This is a genomic window from Mesorhizobium sp. P2_D6 (genome assembly GCF_056404315.1).
In genome coordinates, this window is the sequence record NZ_JBFUEG010000005.1 from 104,403 (window position 1) to 122,802 (window position 18,400).

At 63.8% G+C, this 18,400-nt stretch carries 13 protein-coding genes; 5 read left to right on the forward strand and 8 right to left on the reverse strand.

Annotated elements, in window-relative coordinates; genetic code table 11:
• Positions 1-34: 34 nt before the first annotated feature.
• Positions 35-3,532: a transcription-repair coupling factor gene (gene mfd / locus AC1D1L_RS12550; RefSeq protein WP_477341653.1), complete on the reverse strand. Its 3,498-nt coding sequence runs from the start codon at positions 3,530-3,532 to the stop codon at positions 35-37.
• A 70-nt stretch (positions 3,533-3,602) separates the two neighbouring features.
• A complete protein-coding gene (locus tag AC1D1L_RS12555; RefSeq protein ID WP_477341655.1) occupies positions 3,603-3,890 on the reverse strand; it encodes an FAD assembly factor SdhE in 288 nt (95 codons plus the stop codon).
• Between the two features lie 350 nt (positions 3,891-4,240).
• On the opposite strand from AC1D1L_RS12555, the gene recG reads away from it, so the two are divergent.
• Complete coding sequence (recG, locus tag AC1D1L_RS12560) at positions 4,241-6,349, forward strand: ATP-dependent DNA helicase RecG (protein ID WP_477341657.1); 2,109 nt, start codon at positions 4,241-4,243, stop codon at positions 6,347-6,349.
• Here the strand turns inward: recG and AC1D1L_RS12565 are convergent.
• The 4 genes from AC1D1L_RS12565 to glmS all read right to left on the reverse strand — a co-directional run bounded on the left by AC1D1L_RS12565 (position 6,301) and on the right by glmS (position 9,668).
• Complete coding sequence (locus tag AC1D1L_RS12565; protein WP_477341658.1) at positions 6,301-7,059, reverse strand: DUF502 domain-containing protein; 759 nt, start codon at positions 7,057-7,059, stop codon at positions 6,301-6,303. The two genes, recG and AC1D1L_RS12565, sit on opposite strands and share 49 nt — an antisense overlap.
• Positions 7,060-7,140: 81 nt before the next feature.
• Complete coding sequence (locus AC1D1L_RS12570; protein WP_142865495.1) at positions 7,141-7,440, reverse strand: HigA family addiction module antitoxin; 300 nt, start codon at positions 7,438-7,440, stop codon at positions 7,141-7,143.
• A gap of 33 nt (positions 7,441-7,473) precedes the next feature.
• Positions 7,474-7,755 carry a type II toxin-antitoxin system RelE/ParE family toxin gene (locus tag AC1D1L_RS12575; protein WP_477341661.1) on the reverse strand — a complete coding sequence of 94 codons (282 nt, stop codon included), beginning with the start codon at positions 7,753-7,755 and terminating at the stop codon, positions 7,474-7,476.
• Between the two features lie 89 nt (positions 7,756-7,844).
• The gene (glmS, locus tag AC1D1L_RS12580; RefSeq protein ID WP_477341663.1) at positions 7,845-9,668 is read right to left on the reverse strand and encodes a glutamine--fructose-6-phosphate transaminase (isomerizing); all 1,824 of its coding nucleotides are present in this window, start codon (positions 9,666-9,668) and stop codon (positions 7,845-7,847) included.
• A 215-nt stretch (positions 9,669-9,883) separates the two neighbouring features.
• On the opposite strand from glmS, the gene AC1D1L_RS12585 reads away from it, so the two are divergent.
• Complete coding sequence (locus AC1D1L_RS12585) at positions 9,884-10,246, forward strand: ADP-ribosylation/crystallin J1 (RefSeq protein ID WP_477341665.1); 363 nt, start codon at positions 9,884-9,886, stop codon at positions 10,244-10,246.
• A 3-nt stretch (positions 10,247-10,249) separates the two neighbouring features.
• On the opposite strand, the gene glmU is transcribed toward AC1D1L_RS12585, so the two are convergent.
• Together glmU and AC1D1L_RS12595 are read right to left on the reverse strand one after the other, a co-directional pair.
• Positions 10,250-11,620, reverse strand: coding sequence for a bifunctional UDP-N-acetylglucosamine diphosphorylase/glucosamine-1-phosphate N-acetyltransferase GlmU (glmU, locus tag AC1D1L_RS12590; RefSeq protein ID WP_477341667.1), 1,371 nt, complete (start codon positions 11,618-11,620; stop codon positions 10,250-10,252).
• A gap of 144 nt (positions 11,621-11,764) precedes the next feature.
• Positions 11,765-12,514, reverse strand: coding sequence for a cytochrome c biogenesis CcdA family protein (locus AC1D1L_RS12595; RefSeq protein WP_477341669.1), 750 nt, complete (start codon positions 12,512-12,514; stop codon positions 11,765-11,767).
• A gap of 218 nt (positions 12,515-12,732) precedes the next feature.
• Between AC1D1L_RS12595 and AC1D1L_RS12600 the strand changes: the two genes are divergently transcribed.
• From AC1D1L_RS12600 to rnr, 3 genes are all read left to right on the forward strand, one after another.
• Entirely contained in the window at positions 12,733-13,110 is a 378-nt protein-coding gene (locus AC1D1L_RS12600; protein WP_203279417.1) for a COG4315 family predicted lipoprotein, read from the forward strand.
• 332 nt (positions 13,111-13,442) lie between these two features.
• A complete protein-coding gene (gene topA / locus AC1D1L_RS12605) occupies positions 13,443-16,079 on the forward strand; it encodes a type I DNA topoisomerase (protein WP_477341671.1) in 2,637 nt (878 codons plus the stop codon).
• Between the two features lie 4 nt (positions 16,080-16,083).
• Positions 16,084-18,390 (forward strand): ribonuclease R, encoded by a 2,307-nt coding sequence (rnr, locus tag AC1D1L_RS12610; RefSeq protein WP_477341673.1) that lies wholly within the window; start codon positions 16,084-16,086, stop codon positions 18,388-18,390.
• Positions 18,391-18,400 lie beyond the last annotated feature (10 nt).

Genomic DNA, 18,400 nt, shown 5'->3' on the forward strand with positions numbered 1-18,400 from the left:
CTCCGGAGAGACCTTTGCTAGCCGAAATCCCGCCCTAGGCGGCCTTCTCGACCAATCGCGCCAGCTGCGCCATGACGACCGCCGAGCCCGCCAGACGCTTCTCCGCTGTCGGCCAATCGCGGATGAAGACCACGCTGTGATCGGCCCTGATCTTGGCCAGCGAGCCCTGCTCGCCGATGTATTTGACCAGCCCGACCGGGTTGGAGAATTCGCGCTTGCGGAAATGGATGACGACGCCCTTTGGCCCGGCATCCAGCTTTTCGACATTGGCCTTGCGGCAGAGCGCCTTGATGAAGACGATCTTGAGCAGATGCTTTACTTCCTCGGGCAGCGGCCCGAAACGATCGATCAGCTCGGCGCCGAAAGCGTCGATTTCGTCGGTATTTTCGAGATCGCCAAGGCGGCGATAGAGCGCCAGCCTGAGCTGCAGGTCCGGCACATAGCTTTCCGGGATCATGACAGCCGTGCCGACGGCGATCTGCGGCGACCAGCCGCCATCCTGGACCTCGCCGGAATCCTTTACCTCGGCGACAGCCTCCTCCAGCATCTGCTGGTAGAGCTCGAAGCCGACCTCCTTGATGTGGCCGGACTGTTCTTCGCCCAGAAGATTGCCGGCGCCGCGGATGTCGAGGTCGTGGCTGGCGAGCTGGAAGCCGGCGCCGAGCGTGTCCAGCGACTGCAGCACCTTCAGCCGGCGCTCGGCCGTATCGGTGAGCTTGCGGTTGGCCGGGAGCGTGAACAGCGCGTAGGCGCGCACTTTGGAGCGGCCCACACGGCCGCGCAGCTGATAGAGCTGCGACAGGCCGAACATGTCGGCGCGATGGATGATCAGCGTGTTGGCGGTCGGGATGTCGAGCCCGGATTCGACGATGGTGGTCGATAGCAGCACATCGTACTGGCCGTCATAGAAGGCGTTCATGATGTCGTCGAGTTCGCCCGGCGGCATCTGGCCATGGGCCACCGCAACTTTCAACTCGGGAACAGATTCCCGCAGGAAATCATGGATTTCAGCGAGATCGCTGATGCGCGGCACGACATAGAAGGAATGGCCGCCGCGATAGCGCTCGCGCAGCAGCGTTTCGCGGATCACCAACGGATCGAAGGGCGAGATGAAGGTGCGCACCGCCATGCGATCGACGGGCGGCGTGGCGATCAGCGACAGTTCGCGCACGCCGGTCAAGGCGAGCTGCAAGGTGCGTGGGATCGGCGTCGCCGACAGCGTCAGCACATGGACATCGGTTTTGAGATCCTTCAGCCGTTCCTTGTGCTTGACGCCAAAGTGCTGCTCCTCGTCGATGATCAAGAGGCCGAGATTCTTGAACGAGATCGCCGAGCCCAGCAGCGCATGGGTGCCGATGACGATGTCGACCTGGCCCTCGGCGATGCCTTTCTTGGTTTCCGCCAGTTCCTTGGCGCCGACCAGCCGCGAGGCTTGGGCGACGCGGATCGGCAGGCCGGAGAAGCGCTGCGAAAACGTCTTGAAATGCTGACGCGACAACAGCGTCGTCGGCACGACGACCGCCACCTGAAACCCTTCCATCGCCGCGATGAAGGCGGCGCGCAGCGCCACTTCGGTCTTGCCGAAGCCGACATCGCCGCAGATCAGCCGATCCATCGGCTTGCCGGCGCCGAGATCGTCCATGACGGAATCGATCGCGCCCTGCTGGTCGTCGGTCTCCTCATAGGGGAAGCGCGCCGAGAACTCGCCATAAAGCCCTTCCGCCGGCACCATGGTGGGGGCGGAGCGCATCTGCCGTTCGGCGGCGATGCGGATCAGTTGCCCCGCCATGTCGAGCAGGCGCTTCTTCAGCCGCGCCTTGCGCGACTGCCAGGCGCCGCCGCCGAGCTTGTCCAGTGAGGCTTCCGCCGAATCCGAGCCGTAGCGCGAGAGAAGCTCGATGTTTTCCACCGGCAGGAACAGCCGGTCGTCGCCGGCATAGTGGATCTCCAGGCAGTCATGCGGCGCGCCGACCGCCTCGATGGTGCGCAGGCCGATGAAGCGGCCGATGCCGTGGTCGGTGTGAACGACGATATCGCCGGCCGACAGCGACGACGCCTCGGCAATGAAGTCGGACGCGCGCTTCTTGCGCTTCGAGCGCCGGATCAGCCGGTCGCCCAGAATGTCCTGTTCGGCGACGACGACCAGCTGTTCGGTCTCAAAGCCGGATTCCAGCGGCAGCACGGCGAGTGCCGCCTGCCCCGGCTCGAGTTTTTCCGCCTCGGCCAGCGTCGCCACCGGCACCAGATTGCCGAGATGATGCTCGGCCAGGATCTGGCCCAGACGGTCAAGCGAACCTTCGGTCCAGCCGGCGACAATGACGCGGCGGCGCGCCGCGCGCTCGTCTGCAATGTGCTTCACGACAACGTCGAAGACATTGGCGTTGGGGTCGGCGCGCTCCTCGGCAAAACTGCGGCCATGGCGCGAACCGCCATGGAAGACCTTTTTGGCGCCGACGTCAGGCGCATCAAAGGCAGTGAAGTCGATGGCTTCGCGCGGTCCAAGCGACGCGACGAGGTTTTCCGGCGAGAGATAGAGCAAGTCCGGCGCCACCGGCTTGTAGGGCACGGCATCCTTCAAGGCGGCATCCGCTTGTTTGCGGCGCGCTTCGTAGTGATCCAGGATCAGCGTATGGCGCTCGGCCAGCGCCTCATGCGCCAGATGGTCGAAGATGACGGGTGCATTCGGCAGATAGTCGAACACGGTCTCCAGCCGCTCATAGAAGAGCGGCAGCCAATGCTCCATGCCGGCAAAGCGCCGGCCCTCGCTGACGGCTGCATAGAGCCCGTCGTCGCGCTGCGGCGCGCCAAAGGCTTCGATATAGGAGCGACGGAAGCGGCTGATGGTTTCCGGCGTCAGCGCCACTTCGCTCATCGCTTGCAGCGCCATCGACTTGCGCTGGCCGGTGGTGCGCTGGGTGGCGGCGTCGAAGACGCGGATCGATTCCAGCGTGTCGCCGAAGAAGTCGAGGCGCAGCGCCTCCATCCAGCCGGGCGCGTAGAGGTCGAGGATGCCGCCGCGCACCGCGAACTCGCCGACGCCGCGCACCGTCGGCACCCGCTCGAAGCCGGAAATCTCCAGCCGCGACACCAGCGCGTTCATGTCGATCTGGTTGCCGGGCCTGGCGTGGAAAGTCTGTGCCTCGACAAGGTCGGCCGGCGGAATGCGCTGCAGCAGCGCATTGGCGGTGGTCAGGATGACCGCGCGATGCGGCTTTTTCGCCAGCGCGATCATCGCCGTCAGCGCATCGAGCCGCTTGGCGGCGGCGTCCGAACCGGGCGAGACGCGGTCGTAAGGCAGACAGTCCCAGGCCGGCAATTCCAGCACCGGCAGGCCGGGCGAAGCGAAAGTCAGTGCTTCCGTGATCGACGGCAGGCGCTGGCCGTCGCGCGCCACGAACAGCACGGGCTTGTCGGGCGCGATCTCGTGGATCGCCTGCACCAGCGCAAAGGCTTCGTAGCCGTCGGCGACGCCATCGACGATGAACTGGCCGGCGCGGCCTTTCGGCAGACCGATTTTGGGAATGAGGCTCATGATTGCACGGTCTTGGTTGTCGCAATTCCGGACGGAAAACCGCTTGGCACTTTCCTGGAATTGCTTGTGTTCAGAATGTCATGGTCCGGCGCGATGCCAGGATCTTTTGCAGGACGGCACAGTCGATATCCCCGGGAACCGGGCGTTCGCCGGTCACCATGGGCAGGAATTCAGTGTCGGGAATGTCGAGGAGCCTTTCATATTGGTCGATTTCGTCGCCGGTCAAGGCGCCGATCTCGTTGTCGGCAAAGGTGCCGAGGATAAGGTCCATCTCGCGTATGCCGCGATGCCAGGAGCGGAACAACAGCTTGCGGCGCCTGATATCCAGCCCCTCGCTTGATCGTTTCGTCCCGGTCATCGTGCCGCATCCTCGCTTGGTGCGGCGCATATAGCGTGGATAGAGGGCGGTGTCAGCCTTGCAACAGCCGGGTGGGCGTCTAAACATCCCGGGTGTGAAGAACACTCCTGACAACAACGGCGCCGGACATCGCCCGCATTTTACCCTCCCCCTTGTGGGGAGGGTCGGCGAGCACGCTTCGCAAAGCGAAGCGGGGGAGACGGGGTGGGGGCGCGGCGCTGATGCGCCACTTCCTTCTGAAGACAGATGCGCACCGACCCCCACCCCGCTCCGCTTCGCGGATCGACTTGCCGGGGCGAGCCACGCGTCTCGCCCGTCCTACGGACCCCCACAAGGGGGAGGGTAAAGGAATGCGCCCTTCTCTCCTCGACCCCTTATTTGTCCCGATCACTTCGCTTGCCGGCGTCGGGCCGAAGGTCGGCGCGCTGATCGAGAAGGTCGTGACGGCCGATCTTGGCGAGCGGCCGGCACGCGCCGGCGACCTGTTGTTCGTGCTGCCGCACACCGTCATCGACCGCCGCAACCGGCCGGGCATCGCGCTCGCGCCGGCAGGCGCCATCGTCACGCTCGACGTGCGCATCGACCGTCACCAGCCGCCGCCGCGCGGCAACCGGTCGGTGCCCTACCGCGTCTACGCCCACGACGACACCGGCGAGATCGGGCTGACTTTCTTCCACGCCCATGCCGCCTATCTCGAAAAGGCGATGCCGGTGGGCGAGCATGTCGTCGTCTCCGGCCGCATGGAGTGGTTCAACGGCCGCCCGACCATGGTCCATCCCGACCATATCGCCCTGGTCAGCGAAGCGGAAACCCTGCCCCTGGTCGAGCCGGTCTATCCGCTCACCGCCGGCCTTTCGGGCAAGGTGCTGCGCCGCGCCATCGGCCAGGCTCTCGGCCGGCTGCCGGAGTTGCCGGAATGGCAGGACGGTGCCTTCATGCGCAAGCAGACTTTTCCGGCCTTTGGCGACGCACTCGCCCGCATCCATCATCCCTCGGACCCGATCGATGTTGCCATCGAGGGATCGGCGTGGCGCCGCCTTGCCTATGACGAATTGCTGGCCGGCCAGGTCTCACTGGCGCTGGTGCGGGCAAAAGTGCGCCGCCTGTCGGGCCGGCCGCTGATCGGCGACGGCCGCATTGTCGAGAAACTGCGCGCGGCCCTGCCCTATTCATTGACCGGCAGCCAGGAATTCGCACTCGCCGAAATCAACGCCGATCTCGCCGATCCCGAACGCATGCTGCGCCTGCTACAGGGCGATGTCGGCTCCGGCAAGACGGTGGTGGCGCTGCTTGCCATGGCGCGCGCCGTCGAGGCCGGCGGACAGGCAGCGCTGATGGCGCCGACCGAAATCCTGGCGCGCCAGCATCTGGCAACGATCACGCCGCTGGCCGAACAGGCCGGCCTGCGTGTCGCCATCCTGACCGGCCGGGAGAAGGGCCGCGAGCGCACCGAAACGCTGGCAGGTCTTGCCAGCGGCGACATCGACATCGTCGTCGGCACCCATGCGCTGTTTCAGGAAACGGTGACCTATCACGACCTCGTCTTTGCCGTCGTCGACGAGCAACACCGCTTCGGCGTCCACCAGCGGCTTGCCATCACCGCCAAGGGCGACGCGCCCGACATGCTGGTGATGACGGCGACTCCGATCCCGCGCACTCTGGTGCTGACCGCTTTCGGCGACATGGACGTCTCCAAGCTGACGGAAAAACCGGTCGGCCGCCAGCCGATCCGCACCGTCACATTGCCGCTGGAGCGGCTCGACGAACTGGTCGGACGCATGCTCGACGCCGTGGCCGATGGCCAGAAAATCTACTGGATCTGCCCGCTGGTCGAGGAATCCGAAGAGATCAAGCTGATGTCGGCCGAGGACCGTTTTGCCTCGCTGCAACCTTTGTTCGGTGACCGCATCGGCCTCGTCCATGGCCGCATGAAGGGCGCCGAAAAGGACGAGGCGATGCGCGCCTTCAAGGTCGGCGAGACCCGCATCCTGATCGCCACCACGGTAATCGAAGTCGGCGTCGACGTGCCGGATGCCACGATCATGGTCATCGAGCATGCCGAGCGTTTTGGTCTGGCGCAACTGCACCAGTTGCGCGGCCGCGTCGGGCGCGGCGACAAGCCCTCCTCTTGCGTATTGCTCTACAAGGACCCGCTCGGCGAGACGGCCAAACGCCGGCTGTCGGTGATGCGCGAGACCGAAGACGGTTTCCTGATCGCCGAGGAGGATCTGAAGCTGCGCGGCGAAGGCGAGTTGTTGGGCACCCGCCAATCCGGCACGCCGGGCTTCCAGGTGGCGCGCATCGAGGCGCATGCGGACCTGCTCGAAGCCGCCCGCGACGATGCAAGGCTGGTCCTGTCGCGCGACCCGGAACTGCAATCGGAGCGTGGCGACGCGCTGCGCCTGTTGCTCTATTTGTTCGGCCGCGACGAGGCTGTTCGGCTTTTGCGCGCCGGCTGAGCCAGGGCGCCAAGCGGCGGATTGGCGAGATCTCCGTCGATCGGCTCACCGTTCACCGTCATCATTTTCGGCTTGACCTCGGGCGCCACCAGCCCGGCCGAAACGATCAGCCTGGCGCCGTCCTCGATCGTCATGTCGAGCAGCACAATGTCGGATTTCAGCACATACATCAGGAAGCCGGTGGTCGGGTTCGGCGTGCACGGCATGAACACGGCGATCATCGGGTCGCCCTCCCGGTCGAGCTTCCGGTTGATCTCGGTCTCCTTCTCGCTGGCGACGAAGACAAGCGACCAGACGCCCTTGCGCGGATATTCGACCAGCCCGACCTGGCGGAACATGTCGCCCTTGTTCGACAGCACCGTCTGGAAAATCTGCTTCAGCGAACCATAGATGCCGCGCACCAGCGGCATGCGGCCCAGCAGTCGCTCACCGAAATTGACGATGGCTCGGCCGACGATGTTGGCGGTCATGAAGCCGATCAGCGTGATCAGGATCAGCGCCACGATCAGGCCGAAACCCGGAACCGGAAACGGCAGATAAGTATCGGGGCTGTAGCGCGCGGGAATGTAGGGTTTTACCCACGAATCGACCCAGCCGATGAACGACCAGGCGATATAGGCGGTGATCGCCAGCGGCGCGCAGACGATGAAGCCTGTGAGGAAATAGTTCCTCAGCCGGGTCATGCCTGAAGTTCTGGGAGCATCGGACATGGTTCACCGGGGGCGCGGGTTGCAGCGCAACATTAATGAACCGGAAGGCGCTTTGGAACTGCGAAGTTTATAAAGAACCGATTAAGCCGCCGCTTCGAGCGGTTCGATCTTCTCAAGTTCCGGCGCCAGTTTCTCGGCCTCGGTTTCCAGTTCATAGGCCTGTTGAAAATTCATCCAGAACTGAGGCGTCGTGTTGAAAAAACGGGCGAGGCGCAAGGCTGTGTCGGGGGTCAGACCGATCTCCTCCTTGGCAATGCGCTCGATACGGGTGCGCGGGAGGTTGAGCTTCTTCGCGAGCGCACCGGCACTCATGCCGAGTGGAACAAGATACTCTTCCCGCAGGAATTCTCCGGGGTGAATGGGGCGTGCGAACTTGGGCATCAATATCCTCAAACGGTTAGGGCGAGTGCCCGCTCAATGGTAGTCAACGATCTCCACGTCTTCGGCACCTGCAGGGGTCCACCTGAAACAGATGCGCCATTGGTCGTTGATGCGTATCGAATGCTGTCCGGCACGACCTCCTTTCAGAGCTTCGAGGTGGTTTCCGGGCGGCGATCGAAGGTCGTTCAGCTGGACGGCATTGTCGATTGCTCGAAGACGACGCTCAGCGCGAGCGACCAAATCTGACGGAAAGCCTTTCGGTGCCTTACCCGCTGCAACCGCTTCGACCGCCCTGCCTTTGAACGAAACGATCAAAGTTGCACCCCTCATCTTGTATCATACTCTGATACAAGATGACTTGCAACATGAAGTATCAATGACTGATACGAGTTCGTGCCGGGAACCTACTCTACCGTCACCGATTTCGCCAGATTGCGCGGCTGGTCGACGTCGGTGCCCATGAACACTGCGGCGTAGTACGCCAGCATCTGGATCGGCAGCGCATAGATGATGGGCGAGATGATTTCCGGCACGTCGGGCAGGATGATCGTCTCCATCGTCTTCACGCTGACCTGCGCCGCGCCCTTGGCGTCGGTGATCAGGATGATCTTGCCGCCGCGCGCCGCCACTTCCTGCATGTTCGACACGGTCTTTTCGAAGATGCGGTCATGCGGGGCGATGACGATCACCGGCATGTTCTCGTCGATCAGCGCGATCGGGCCGTGCTTCAGCTCGCCGGCGGCGTAGCCTTCGGCGTGGATGTAGGAGATTTCCTTGAGCTTCAGCGCGCCTTCCATGGCCAGCGGGAAATTGGTGTCGCGGCCGAGATAGAGCACGTCCTTGTAGCGCGAGATTTCACGCGCAATGCGCTCGATCTGCTCCTCGAGCTTCAGCACCTGGTTGGCGTAGCGCGGCGCTTCCGAAAGCGCGCGCACCAGCGTCTTTTCCTCGTCCTTCGAGATCGTGCCGCGCGCCACGCCTGCGCGCACCGCCAGCGACGCCAGCACCGACAGCTGGCAGGTGAAAGCCTTGGTCGAGGCGACGCCGATCTCCGGACCGGCGAGCGTCGGCAGCACCACGTCGGATTCGCGCGCCATGGTCGATTCGCGCACATTGACGATGGCGCCGATCTTCATGCCGGCCTTGCGGCAGTAGCGCAGTGAGGCAAGCGTGTCGGCGGTCTCCCCCGATTGCGAGATGAAGAAGGCGGCATCATCAGCCGACAGCGGCATTTCGCGGTAGCGGAATTCCGAGGCGACATCGATGTCGACCGGCAGCCGCGCATAGCGCTCGAACCAGTATTTGCTGATCAGGCCGGCGAGATAGGCGGTGCCGCAGGCCGAGATCGCCAGGCGGCCAATCTTGGCAAAGTCGAACGGCAGCTCCAGCGGCTTCGACACGCCGGAGACGAAATCGACATAATGCGCCAGCGTGTGCGAGATCACTTCCGGCTGCTCATGGATTTCCTTCTCCATGAAATGGCGGCGGTTGCCCTTGTCGACCATGAAACTGGTCGACAGCGACTGCTGGCGCTTGCGGTCGACCTTTTTGCCATCGATGTCGAAGATGGTGACGCCCTCGCGGCGCACCACCGCCCAGTCGCCGTCTTCGAGATAGGTGATCGAATTGGTGAACGGTGCGAGCGCGATGGCGTCGGAGCCCAAAAACATCTCGCCGTCGCCATGGCCGACGGCCAGAGGCGGGCCATTGCGGGCGCCGACGATCAGGTCCTCATCGCCCGTGAACATGATGGCCAGCGCAAAGGCGCCTTCCAGCCGCTTCAGCGCCTGGTGCGCGGCCTCGACCGGCTTCAGCCCTTTGGCCAGTTCCCGCGCCACCAGATGCGCCACGACCTCGGTGTCGGTCTGCGACGAGAAGACGTAGCCATCGCGGATCAGTTCGTCGCGCAACTCGGCGAAATTTTCGATGATGCCGTTGTGGACGATGGCGACGCCGTCGGAAAAATGCGGATGCGCGTTGGTCTCGTTGGGCACGCCATGGGTGGCCCAGCGCGTGTGGCCGATGCCGATCGTGCCGGTGAGCGGCTCGTCCTTCAGCCGCCGTTCGAGGTTGATCAGCTTGCCTTCGGCGCGCCGGCGCCCGAGCGCGCCTTTCTCGACGGTGGCGACACCGGCCGAGTCATAGCCGCGATACTCCAGCCGTTTCAAAGCGTCGACAATGAGCGGCGCGACCTGGCTTTGGCCGACAATTCCGACGATACCGCACATGCGCCTGCCCCCCGAGTCCCGATGGAAAACCAGCGTTATCTAGGGATTGCCGGCCCGCCGCGAAAGTCACTTTGCGTTTCGTCCCATGTCATCAGGGACGTTTCTCAACCTGATGCACCATGACACACCGCTCTTGCAATCCGGTTACTGCAATCGCTCGATTTTTCAGGCGTCTGGTTCTCGTTTTCGCAATATCTGGCTAAGGTCCGGCCATGATGAGCCAAGCCACCGTCACACTCTGGCGTCCTGTCGGACCGAAGGAACTGGAATTGATCAAGGCGTCAGGGATGCAGGAATTCCCGCCGCGCCTGCCCGATCAGCCGATTTTCTATCCGGTTTTGACCGAGGCCTATGCGACGCAGATCGCGCGCGACTGGAACGTGCCGGCCAGCGGCTCGGGATTCGTCACCCGCTTCGACATGCTGAAAAGCGTCCTCGACCGCTATAAAGTCGAACATGCCGGCAGCAGGGCGCATCTGGAATACTGGATTCCGGCCGAAGACCTCGCCGATTTCAACAAGGCGATCGTCGGCCGGATCGAGGTGACGGCCAGCTTCGGCAAGGTTGCTACCGACTGACCGCTAGTGGTCGGCAGCGGCTTTCTTTTTCGCCGCAGCCGAAGCAAAGCGCTCGCGCAATTCCTTGCCCTTGCCGGGGATCGTCTTCTGGCGGGCGCGGCCAAAAGCCAGCGCATCGTCGGGCACGCTTTCGGTGATCACGCTGCCCGAGGCGATGTAGCCGCCTTTGCCGATGGTCACCGGCGCCACGAGCGACGAGTTTGAGCCGATGAAAGCGCCCTCGCCGATATCGGTGAAGAATTTCGAGTAGCCATCATAGTTGCAGGTGATGGTGCCGGCGCCGATATTGGCGCCCGCACCCACTCGTGCGTCGCCGATATAGGTCAGATGGTTGACCTTGGCGCCTTCCTCGATAACCGCCTGCTTGACCTCGCAGAAATTGCCGACCTTGGCCTTGTTGCGGAGATCGGCGCCCGGCCGCAACCGCGCGAACGGCCCGACGTCACAGTTGGAGGCAATGGTTGCGCCCTCGATGTGACTGAAGGCGTGGATTTTCGCGCCGCCAGCGATCTTCACGCCCGGGCCGAACCAGACATTGGGTTCGACGATGGTGTCGGCGCCGATTTCCGTGTCATGCGAGAAATACACGCTTTCGGGCGCAATCAGCGTAACGCCGGACAGCATAACCTCGTGCCGCCGACGCTTTTGCCAGATGCCTTCTGCCTGCGCCAGCTCGGCCCGATTGTTGATGCCGAGCGCGCTCTCGAAGCTGGCTTCGGTGGCAACGACATCGAGGCCTTTCGCGCCGGCGATCTCGACGATGTCGGTCAGATAATACTCGTCCTTGGCGTTCTTGTTTCCGACCCGGTCGAGCAGATCGAGCGCATGCTTGCCGGCCACCGCCATCATGCCGGCATTGCAAAAGCCGATCTTTTTCTCCTCGGCGCTGCAATCCTTTTCCTCGCGGATGGCGGTGAGCTTGCCAGCCTTTTCAATCAGCCGGCCATAGCCGGTCGGATTGGGCGGACGAAAGCCGACGACCACGACGGCAGCCCCGTCGGCCAGCTTCTGCCGCGCATTGGTGAGCGCCTCGGCGTCGATCAGCGGTGTGTCGCCAAACATGACGAGAATATCGTCATAACCCTTTGATATCGCATCGCGCGCGGCCAGCACGGCATGCGCGGTGCCCAAGCGCTTCTCCTGCACGAAGGTCTCGGCCTTGGGCGCGAATTTCGCCGTCGCCTTGCGCATCTCATCGGCGCCATGGCCGATCACCAGCGCCTGGCTGCCGGCGCCGGCGGCTTCCGCTGCCTTCACCACATGCGCGACCATCGGAAGCCCGGCGATCTGGTGCAACACCTTAGGCAGCGCGCTCTTCATGCGCGTGCCTTCGCCGGCGGCGAGGATGACGGACAGGCAGGATCTCTGGCTCATGGAAGGACAACCGTATGAAAGGGATCAGGAATCGCAGAGTGGTAGCATCTGGCGCCATGCTGCACCAATGCGGTTAAATTCCGGTGAGACCATAGAGCAGCTGACTCTTAATCAGCGGGTTTGCGGTGCAGTTCGGCAGGCGACCTATCCCAGCCGTCCCAGCACCGGAAAATTTTCAAGCAGCCAGTACGACACCGTCTGCACCCCACCGGTGAGGAAGAACACGCCGGCGACGACCAGCAGCGCGCCGATGGCTTTTTCGACACGGCCGAGATGGACGCGGAATTTGCCGAGGAAACGCATGAAGGCGCCGGAAAACAGCGCCGCGATCAGGAACGGGATGCCAAGGCCGAGCGAATAGGCGGCGAGCAGCAGCGCGCCTTCGCCCACCGTCTCGCGGCCGCCGGCCAGCGTCAGGATCGGCCCCAGCACCGGGCCGATGCAGGGTGTCCAGCCGAAGGCGAAGGCCAAACCCATGACGTAGGCCGCGACAGCGTTCGCCGGCTTGCCCTGCGACTGGAAGCGCGCCTCGCGCGACAGGAGCGGAATGCGCAATATGCCGAGGAAATTCAGCCCCATCAGGATGATGAGCACGCCGGCGGCCATCGCCAGCGGTTCCTGCCAGACGCGCAGCCAATGGCCGATGGTCGAGGCGCCGGCGCCGAGTGCCACGAACACCGTGGAGAAGCCGAGAACGAAGGCGATCGAGGAATAGATGAGCGCGCCGCGTGCGCCGGCCTTGGCCGTAACACCGACATTGTCCCCGCGAAAGTCGTCGACCGACACGCCGGCCATGTAGCAGAGGTAGGGCGGCACCAACGGCAGCACGCAAGGCGACAGGAACGAAATCGCCCCTGCTCCGACCGCGCTGACATAGCCGATGTCCAATGCCATCCCGAAACTCCAGATTCGCTGGCGCCGATATAGCGATGCAAAACTATGTTCGCCAATCACCATCGTGTGGCATTTGGCTACAGGTACGGCTCGGCCGGAGGAATTGTTACCGGCCCATCGTCAGATGACCAAGCCAGGGAAGAAACGCCCCTCGCCAAGCGTTCACAGAGCGAAGCCGCGATTTCTGCGCGCTTCTTCGGATACCCAGGGAGATTTCCATGAAAACGATCACTGTTGGCCTGGCCGCGCTTTTGCTCAGCACCGCTGCATCCTTCGCCGCCGAAGCCTGGAAGGAAGCCGAAGTCAACGGCACCAAGATCTACACCGATGCCAACGGCATGACGCTCTATACCTACGACAAGGACGAGAAGGGCAAGAGCAATTGCTACGATAAATGCGCCACCAACTGGCCGCCGCTGAAGGCCGAGGCCGGCGCCAAGGCGGACGACGAATGGACCATCGTCGACCGCACCGACGGCACCAAGATGTGGGCCTATGACGGCAAGCCGGTCTACACCTTCATCAAGGACAAGAAGGCCGGCGACACGACCGGCGACGGCGTCGGCGAAGTCTGGCACATCGTCAAGGCCGACTGATCTTCGAACCTCTATCCCCGCCGATCGGCGGGACCCAACTGGCTGCCGGCTCCAAGCGACCCGGTGGCCAGTTTCGTTTTTCGGCAGCTCGAAGGACGGACCGGCCGCAGCTTCTGAGTCGTTTGTTCAAGACTTGACGCCCAAACCGGACGTCCCCGAATTCTGTGATTTTCTCCATACACTCTAAGAGTGTATTGCGTCAGACGTGCCGGCAATTTGGCCGCCTCCCCTTGACCGGATGCAAAAGCGCGGCCATGTGAGCGACAAATAGAACGAGATTTCGTCGCGCGCAGCGGAATCCTTCTGCCGCACCACAGCTGATATGAGAACTCATGGACGTCGTCGTCGTCGAATCGCCGGCCAAGGCAAAGACAATCAACAAATACCTCGGCAAGAACTATAAGGTTCTGGCCTCGTTCGGCCATGTCCGCGATCTGCCGGCCAAGGATGGCTCGGTGCGTCCGGACGAGGATTTCGCCATGTCCTGGGCGGTCGATACCGCGTCGGGCAAGCGCCTCGCCGACATCGCCAAGGCGGTCAAGGATGCCGATGGCCTGATCCTCGCCACCGATCCGGATCGCGAGGGCGAAGCCATTTCCTGGCATGTGCTGGAAGTGCTGAAGCAGAAGCGCGCGCTGAAGGACAAGCCGGTCAGCCGCGTCGTCTTCAACGCCATCACCAAATCGTCGGTGCTGGAAGCGATGGCCAATCCGCGCCAGATCGATGGACCGCTGGTCGATGCCTATCTCGCCCGCCGTGCGCTCGACTATCTCGTCGGCTTCACGCTGTCGCCGGTGCTGTGGCGCAAATTGCCGGGCGCTCGCTCGGCCGGCCGTGTCCAGTCGGTGGCGCTGCGTCTGGTCTGCGACCGCGAATCCGAAATCGAGCGCTTCATTCGCGAGGAATACTGGCAGATCGCCGCTCTGCTGGGCACGCCGCGCAACGAGACTTTCGAGGCGCGGCTGACCACTTTCGAGCGCAAGAAGCTGCAGAAGCTCGATATCGCCAACAAGGCGCAGGCCGACGACATCAAGGGCATGCTCGAGGGCGCAACCTTCAAGGCGCTGTCGGTGGAAGCCAAGCCGACCCGGCGCAATCCCGGCCCGCCCTTCACCACCTCGACGCTGCAGCAGGCGGCCTCGTCGGGCCTCGGCTTTTCGGCCACGCGCACCATGCAGGTGGCGCAGCGCCTCTATGAAGGCATGGAGATCGGCGGCGAGACCACCGGCCTGATTACCTATATGCGAACCGACGGCGTGCAGATGGCGCCCGAGGCGATCGACGCCGCCCGTGACGCCATCGCCAAGGAATTCGGCCCCAAATATCTGCCGGAAAAGCCGCGTCAGTACACGACCAAGGCCAAGAACGCCCAGGAAGCACACGAGGCGATCCGTCCGACCGATTTCATGCGCACCCCGGCTTCGGTCAGGCAGTATCTCGATTCCGATCAGCTGCGGCTTTACGAGCTGATCTGGAAGCGCGCCATCGCCAGCCAGATGCAGTCGGCCGAGATCGAGCGCACCACGGTCGAAATCGAGGCGGTCAACGGCGCCCGCACGGCGGAGCTTCGCGCCGTCGGTTCGGTCGTCCGCTTCGACGGCTTCATTGCCGCCTACACCGACCAGAAGGACGATGACGCGGAGGACGAGGAAAACCGCCGCTTGCCCGAGATTCGCGCCGGCGAGCAGCTCGCTCGCCAGGCCATCAACGCCACCCAGCACACTACCGAGCCGCCGCCGCGCTATTCCGAGGCGTCGCTGATCAAGAAGCTGGAAGAGCTCGGCATCGGCCGCCCCTCGACCTACACCGCGATCCTGAAGACGCTGGAAGACCGCGACTACGTCACCATCGACAAGCGCCGGCTGGTGCCGCAGGCCAAGGGCCGCCTGCTGTCGGCGTTCCTTGAAAGCTTCTTCGAGCGCTATGTCGAATATGACTTCACGGCCTCGCTGGAGGAAAAGCTCGACGAGATTTCCGACGGCAAGCTCGCGTGGAAGGACGTGCTGCGCGACTTCTGGAAGGATTTTTCCGGCGCCGTCGCCGACATCAAGGAACTGCGCGTCACCGACGTGCTCGACGCGCTGAACGAGGAACTGGCGCCGCTGGTGTTTCCCACCCGCGAAGACGGTTCCAATCCGCGCATCTGCCCGAAATGCGGCACCGGCAATCTGTCGCTGAAGCTCGGCAAGTTCGGCGCCTTCGTCGGCTGCTCGAACTATCCGGAATGTTCGTTCACCCGCCAGCTCGGCGACGCCGCCAACCCGAATGGCGAGAATGGCGGCGGCGAGGACGGCACCAAGGTGCTGGGCAAGGACCCCTACACATCAGAGGAAATCACGCTGCGCTCAGGCCGCTTCGGCCCCTACATCCAGCGCGGTGACGGCAAGGAAGCCAAGCGCTCCAGCCTGCCCAAGGGCTGGACGCCCGATACAATCGACCATGAGAAGGCGCTCGCTTTGCTCTCTTTGCCGCGCGATGTCGGCAAGCATCCGGAGTCGGGCAAGATGATCTCGGCCGGGCTCGGCCGCTACGGTCCGTTCGTGCTGCATGACGGCACCTATGCCAATGTAGACAGCATCGAGGACGTCTTCTCGATCGGCCTCAACCGCGCCGTGTCGGTCATCGCCGAGAAGCAGCTGAAGGGCAAAGGCGGCCGCAATGGCGGCACTGCCGCGGCACTCAAGGAATTGGGCGACCATCCCGATGGCGGCGGCAAGATCGTCGTGCGCGACGGCAAATACGGGCCTTATGTCAATTACGGCAAGGTCAATGCGACGTTGCCCAAGGGCAAGGATCCGCAGTCGGTGACCGTCGAGGATGCGCTGGCGCTGATCGCCGAGAAGGAAGCCAAGGGCGGTGGCGGCAAGAAGCCATTCCGCAAGGCGGCAGCGGCCAAGGCGCCTGCAGCCAAGAAAACCACAGCCAAGAAGTCGGCGACCAAGAAGCCGGCGGCGAAGAAAAAGGGATAGCAGCGTGGCGCGCAGGATCACCGGTAGAAGCCACGGCGATCCGCGCACCGCCGACACCAGGGCCAAGGTCAAGGATGACTACCGGCCCTCGCGTGACGAAATCCTGCGCTATATCGCCGAAAATCCCGACCGCGCGGGAAAGCGCGACATCGCCAAGGCGTTCGCGCTGCGCGGTGACGACCGCATCTGGTTGAAGGACATTCTGCGCGACCTGCAGGACGAAGGCGTGCTGACCAAGGAGCGCAAGCGGCTGGCCCGTGTCGGCGCCCTGCCGCATGTCGCCATACTTGACATTTTTGGCCGCGACGGCGACGGCATCTTGCTGGCGCATCCCGCCGAGGCCGTGGGCCCGGGCGAACCGCCCGTCGTCTCGATCCGCGTCTCGCGCGGCGGCAACGGCCCGGCGCCAGGCATTGGTGACCGCGTGCTGGCCAAAACCTTCCCGACCGATGAGCCGACCGGCCCCGCCTATACCGGCCGCGTGATGAAGATTTTCGAGAAGCGGACCGATGCCGTGCTCGGCGTCTTCCGCATCCTTAAGGACGGCACTTTCCGCATCGAGCCGGTGGAACGGCGCCAGCCCGAGCTGATCGTCGACAAGGAATTCCAGAACGGCGCCAGGAACGGCGACCTGGTCGAGGTCGAACCAGCGCGCGCGTCCCGCTACGGCCTGCCGCGCGCAAAAGTGCTGGCGGTGTTGGGTTCGCTGACCAGTGAAAAGGCGGTCTCGATGATCGCCATCCATGCCCATGACATTCCGCATATTTTCCCGGCCGACGTCATCGCCGAATCCGAAGCGGTCAAGCCGGCGACGCTTGCTCACCGCGAGGACTGGCGCGACCTGCCGCTGGTCACCATCGACCCAGCCGACGCCAAGGACCATGACGATGCGGTGTTCGCCACGCCGGACCTCGACGAGAAGAACCCGGGCGGCGTGATTGCCACCGTGGCGATCGCCGATGTGGCGGCCTATGTCCGCTATGGCACCGCACTCGACCGCGAGGCGCTGAAGCGTGGAAATTCGGTCTATTTCCCCGATCGTGTCGTGCCGATGCTGCCCGAGCGCATCTCCAACGACCTCTGTTCGCTGCGCGAAGGCCAGGACCGGCCGGCGCTCGCCGTGCGCATGATTTTTGCGGCCGACGGCCGCAAGCTCCGCCACACCTTCCACCGCGTCATGATGAAGTCGGCGGCCAAGCTCGCCTACCCGCAGGCTCAGGCCGCGATAGACGGCGTGCCGGACGACAAGACCGGGCCGATCCTCGACACGGTGCTGAAGCCGCTGTGGGACGCCTACGCCATCCTCAAGCGCGGCCGCGATGGCCGCCAGCCGCTGGAACTCGATTTGCCCGAGCGCAAGATACTGCTCAAGTCGGACGGCACGGTCGACCGCGTCATCGTCCCGGAACGGCTGGACGCGCACAAGCTCATCGAAGAATTCATGATCCAGGCCAATGTCGCCGCGGCTGAAACGCTGGAGGCGAAGAAGCAGGCGCTGGCCTACCGCGTGCATGACGCGCCGTCACTGGCCAAGCAGGAATCGCTGCGCGAGTTCCTGCAGACGCTCGGCCTGTCGCTGGCGCGCGGCGCACAGATGCGGCCCGCCCAGTTCAACGGCATCCTCGATCGCGTGCGTGGCGCCGACAATGAAGGGCTGGTCAACGAAGTGGTGCTGCGCTCGCAGAGCCAGGCCGAATACTCGCCCAAGAACATCGGCCATTTCGGCCTCAACCTGAAGCGCTACGCGCACTTCACCTCGCCGATCCGCCGCTATGCCGATCTGATCGTGCATCGTGGACTGATTGCCGCACTCGGGCTTGGCCCGGGCGGCTTGACGCAGGATGAGGAGGCGCGGCTGGAAGATGTGGCGGTGCTGATCTCCGGTACCGAGCGTCGCGCCATGGCGGCGGAGCGCGACACGGTCGACCGGCTGATCGCTGCCTATCTCGCCGAGCGCATCGATGACTGCTTCGACGCGCGCATCTCCGGCGTCACCAAGGCAGGACTATTTGTCCTATTGCCGCAGTTTGGCGCGGATGGTTTCATCCCGGTGTCAAGTCTGGACGGCGATTACTATATATATAACGAAACCGCGCGATCGCTGTTCGGGGAACGCACCGGCAAGGGTTATCAGCTTGCCGACCGCGTCGAGGTTCGCCTGATCGAGGTGGCGCCGATGGCTGGCGCGATGCGGTTCGAAATGCTGACCGACCCGAAGCCCCTGCCCGGCTCCAAGAGGTCGTTTCACAAGGCAAAAGGCCGCGCCCGCGCGTCGCAATCGCGCCCGGGGTCGCGCGGCAGGAGGCGGTAAATGCCGAAAG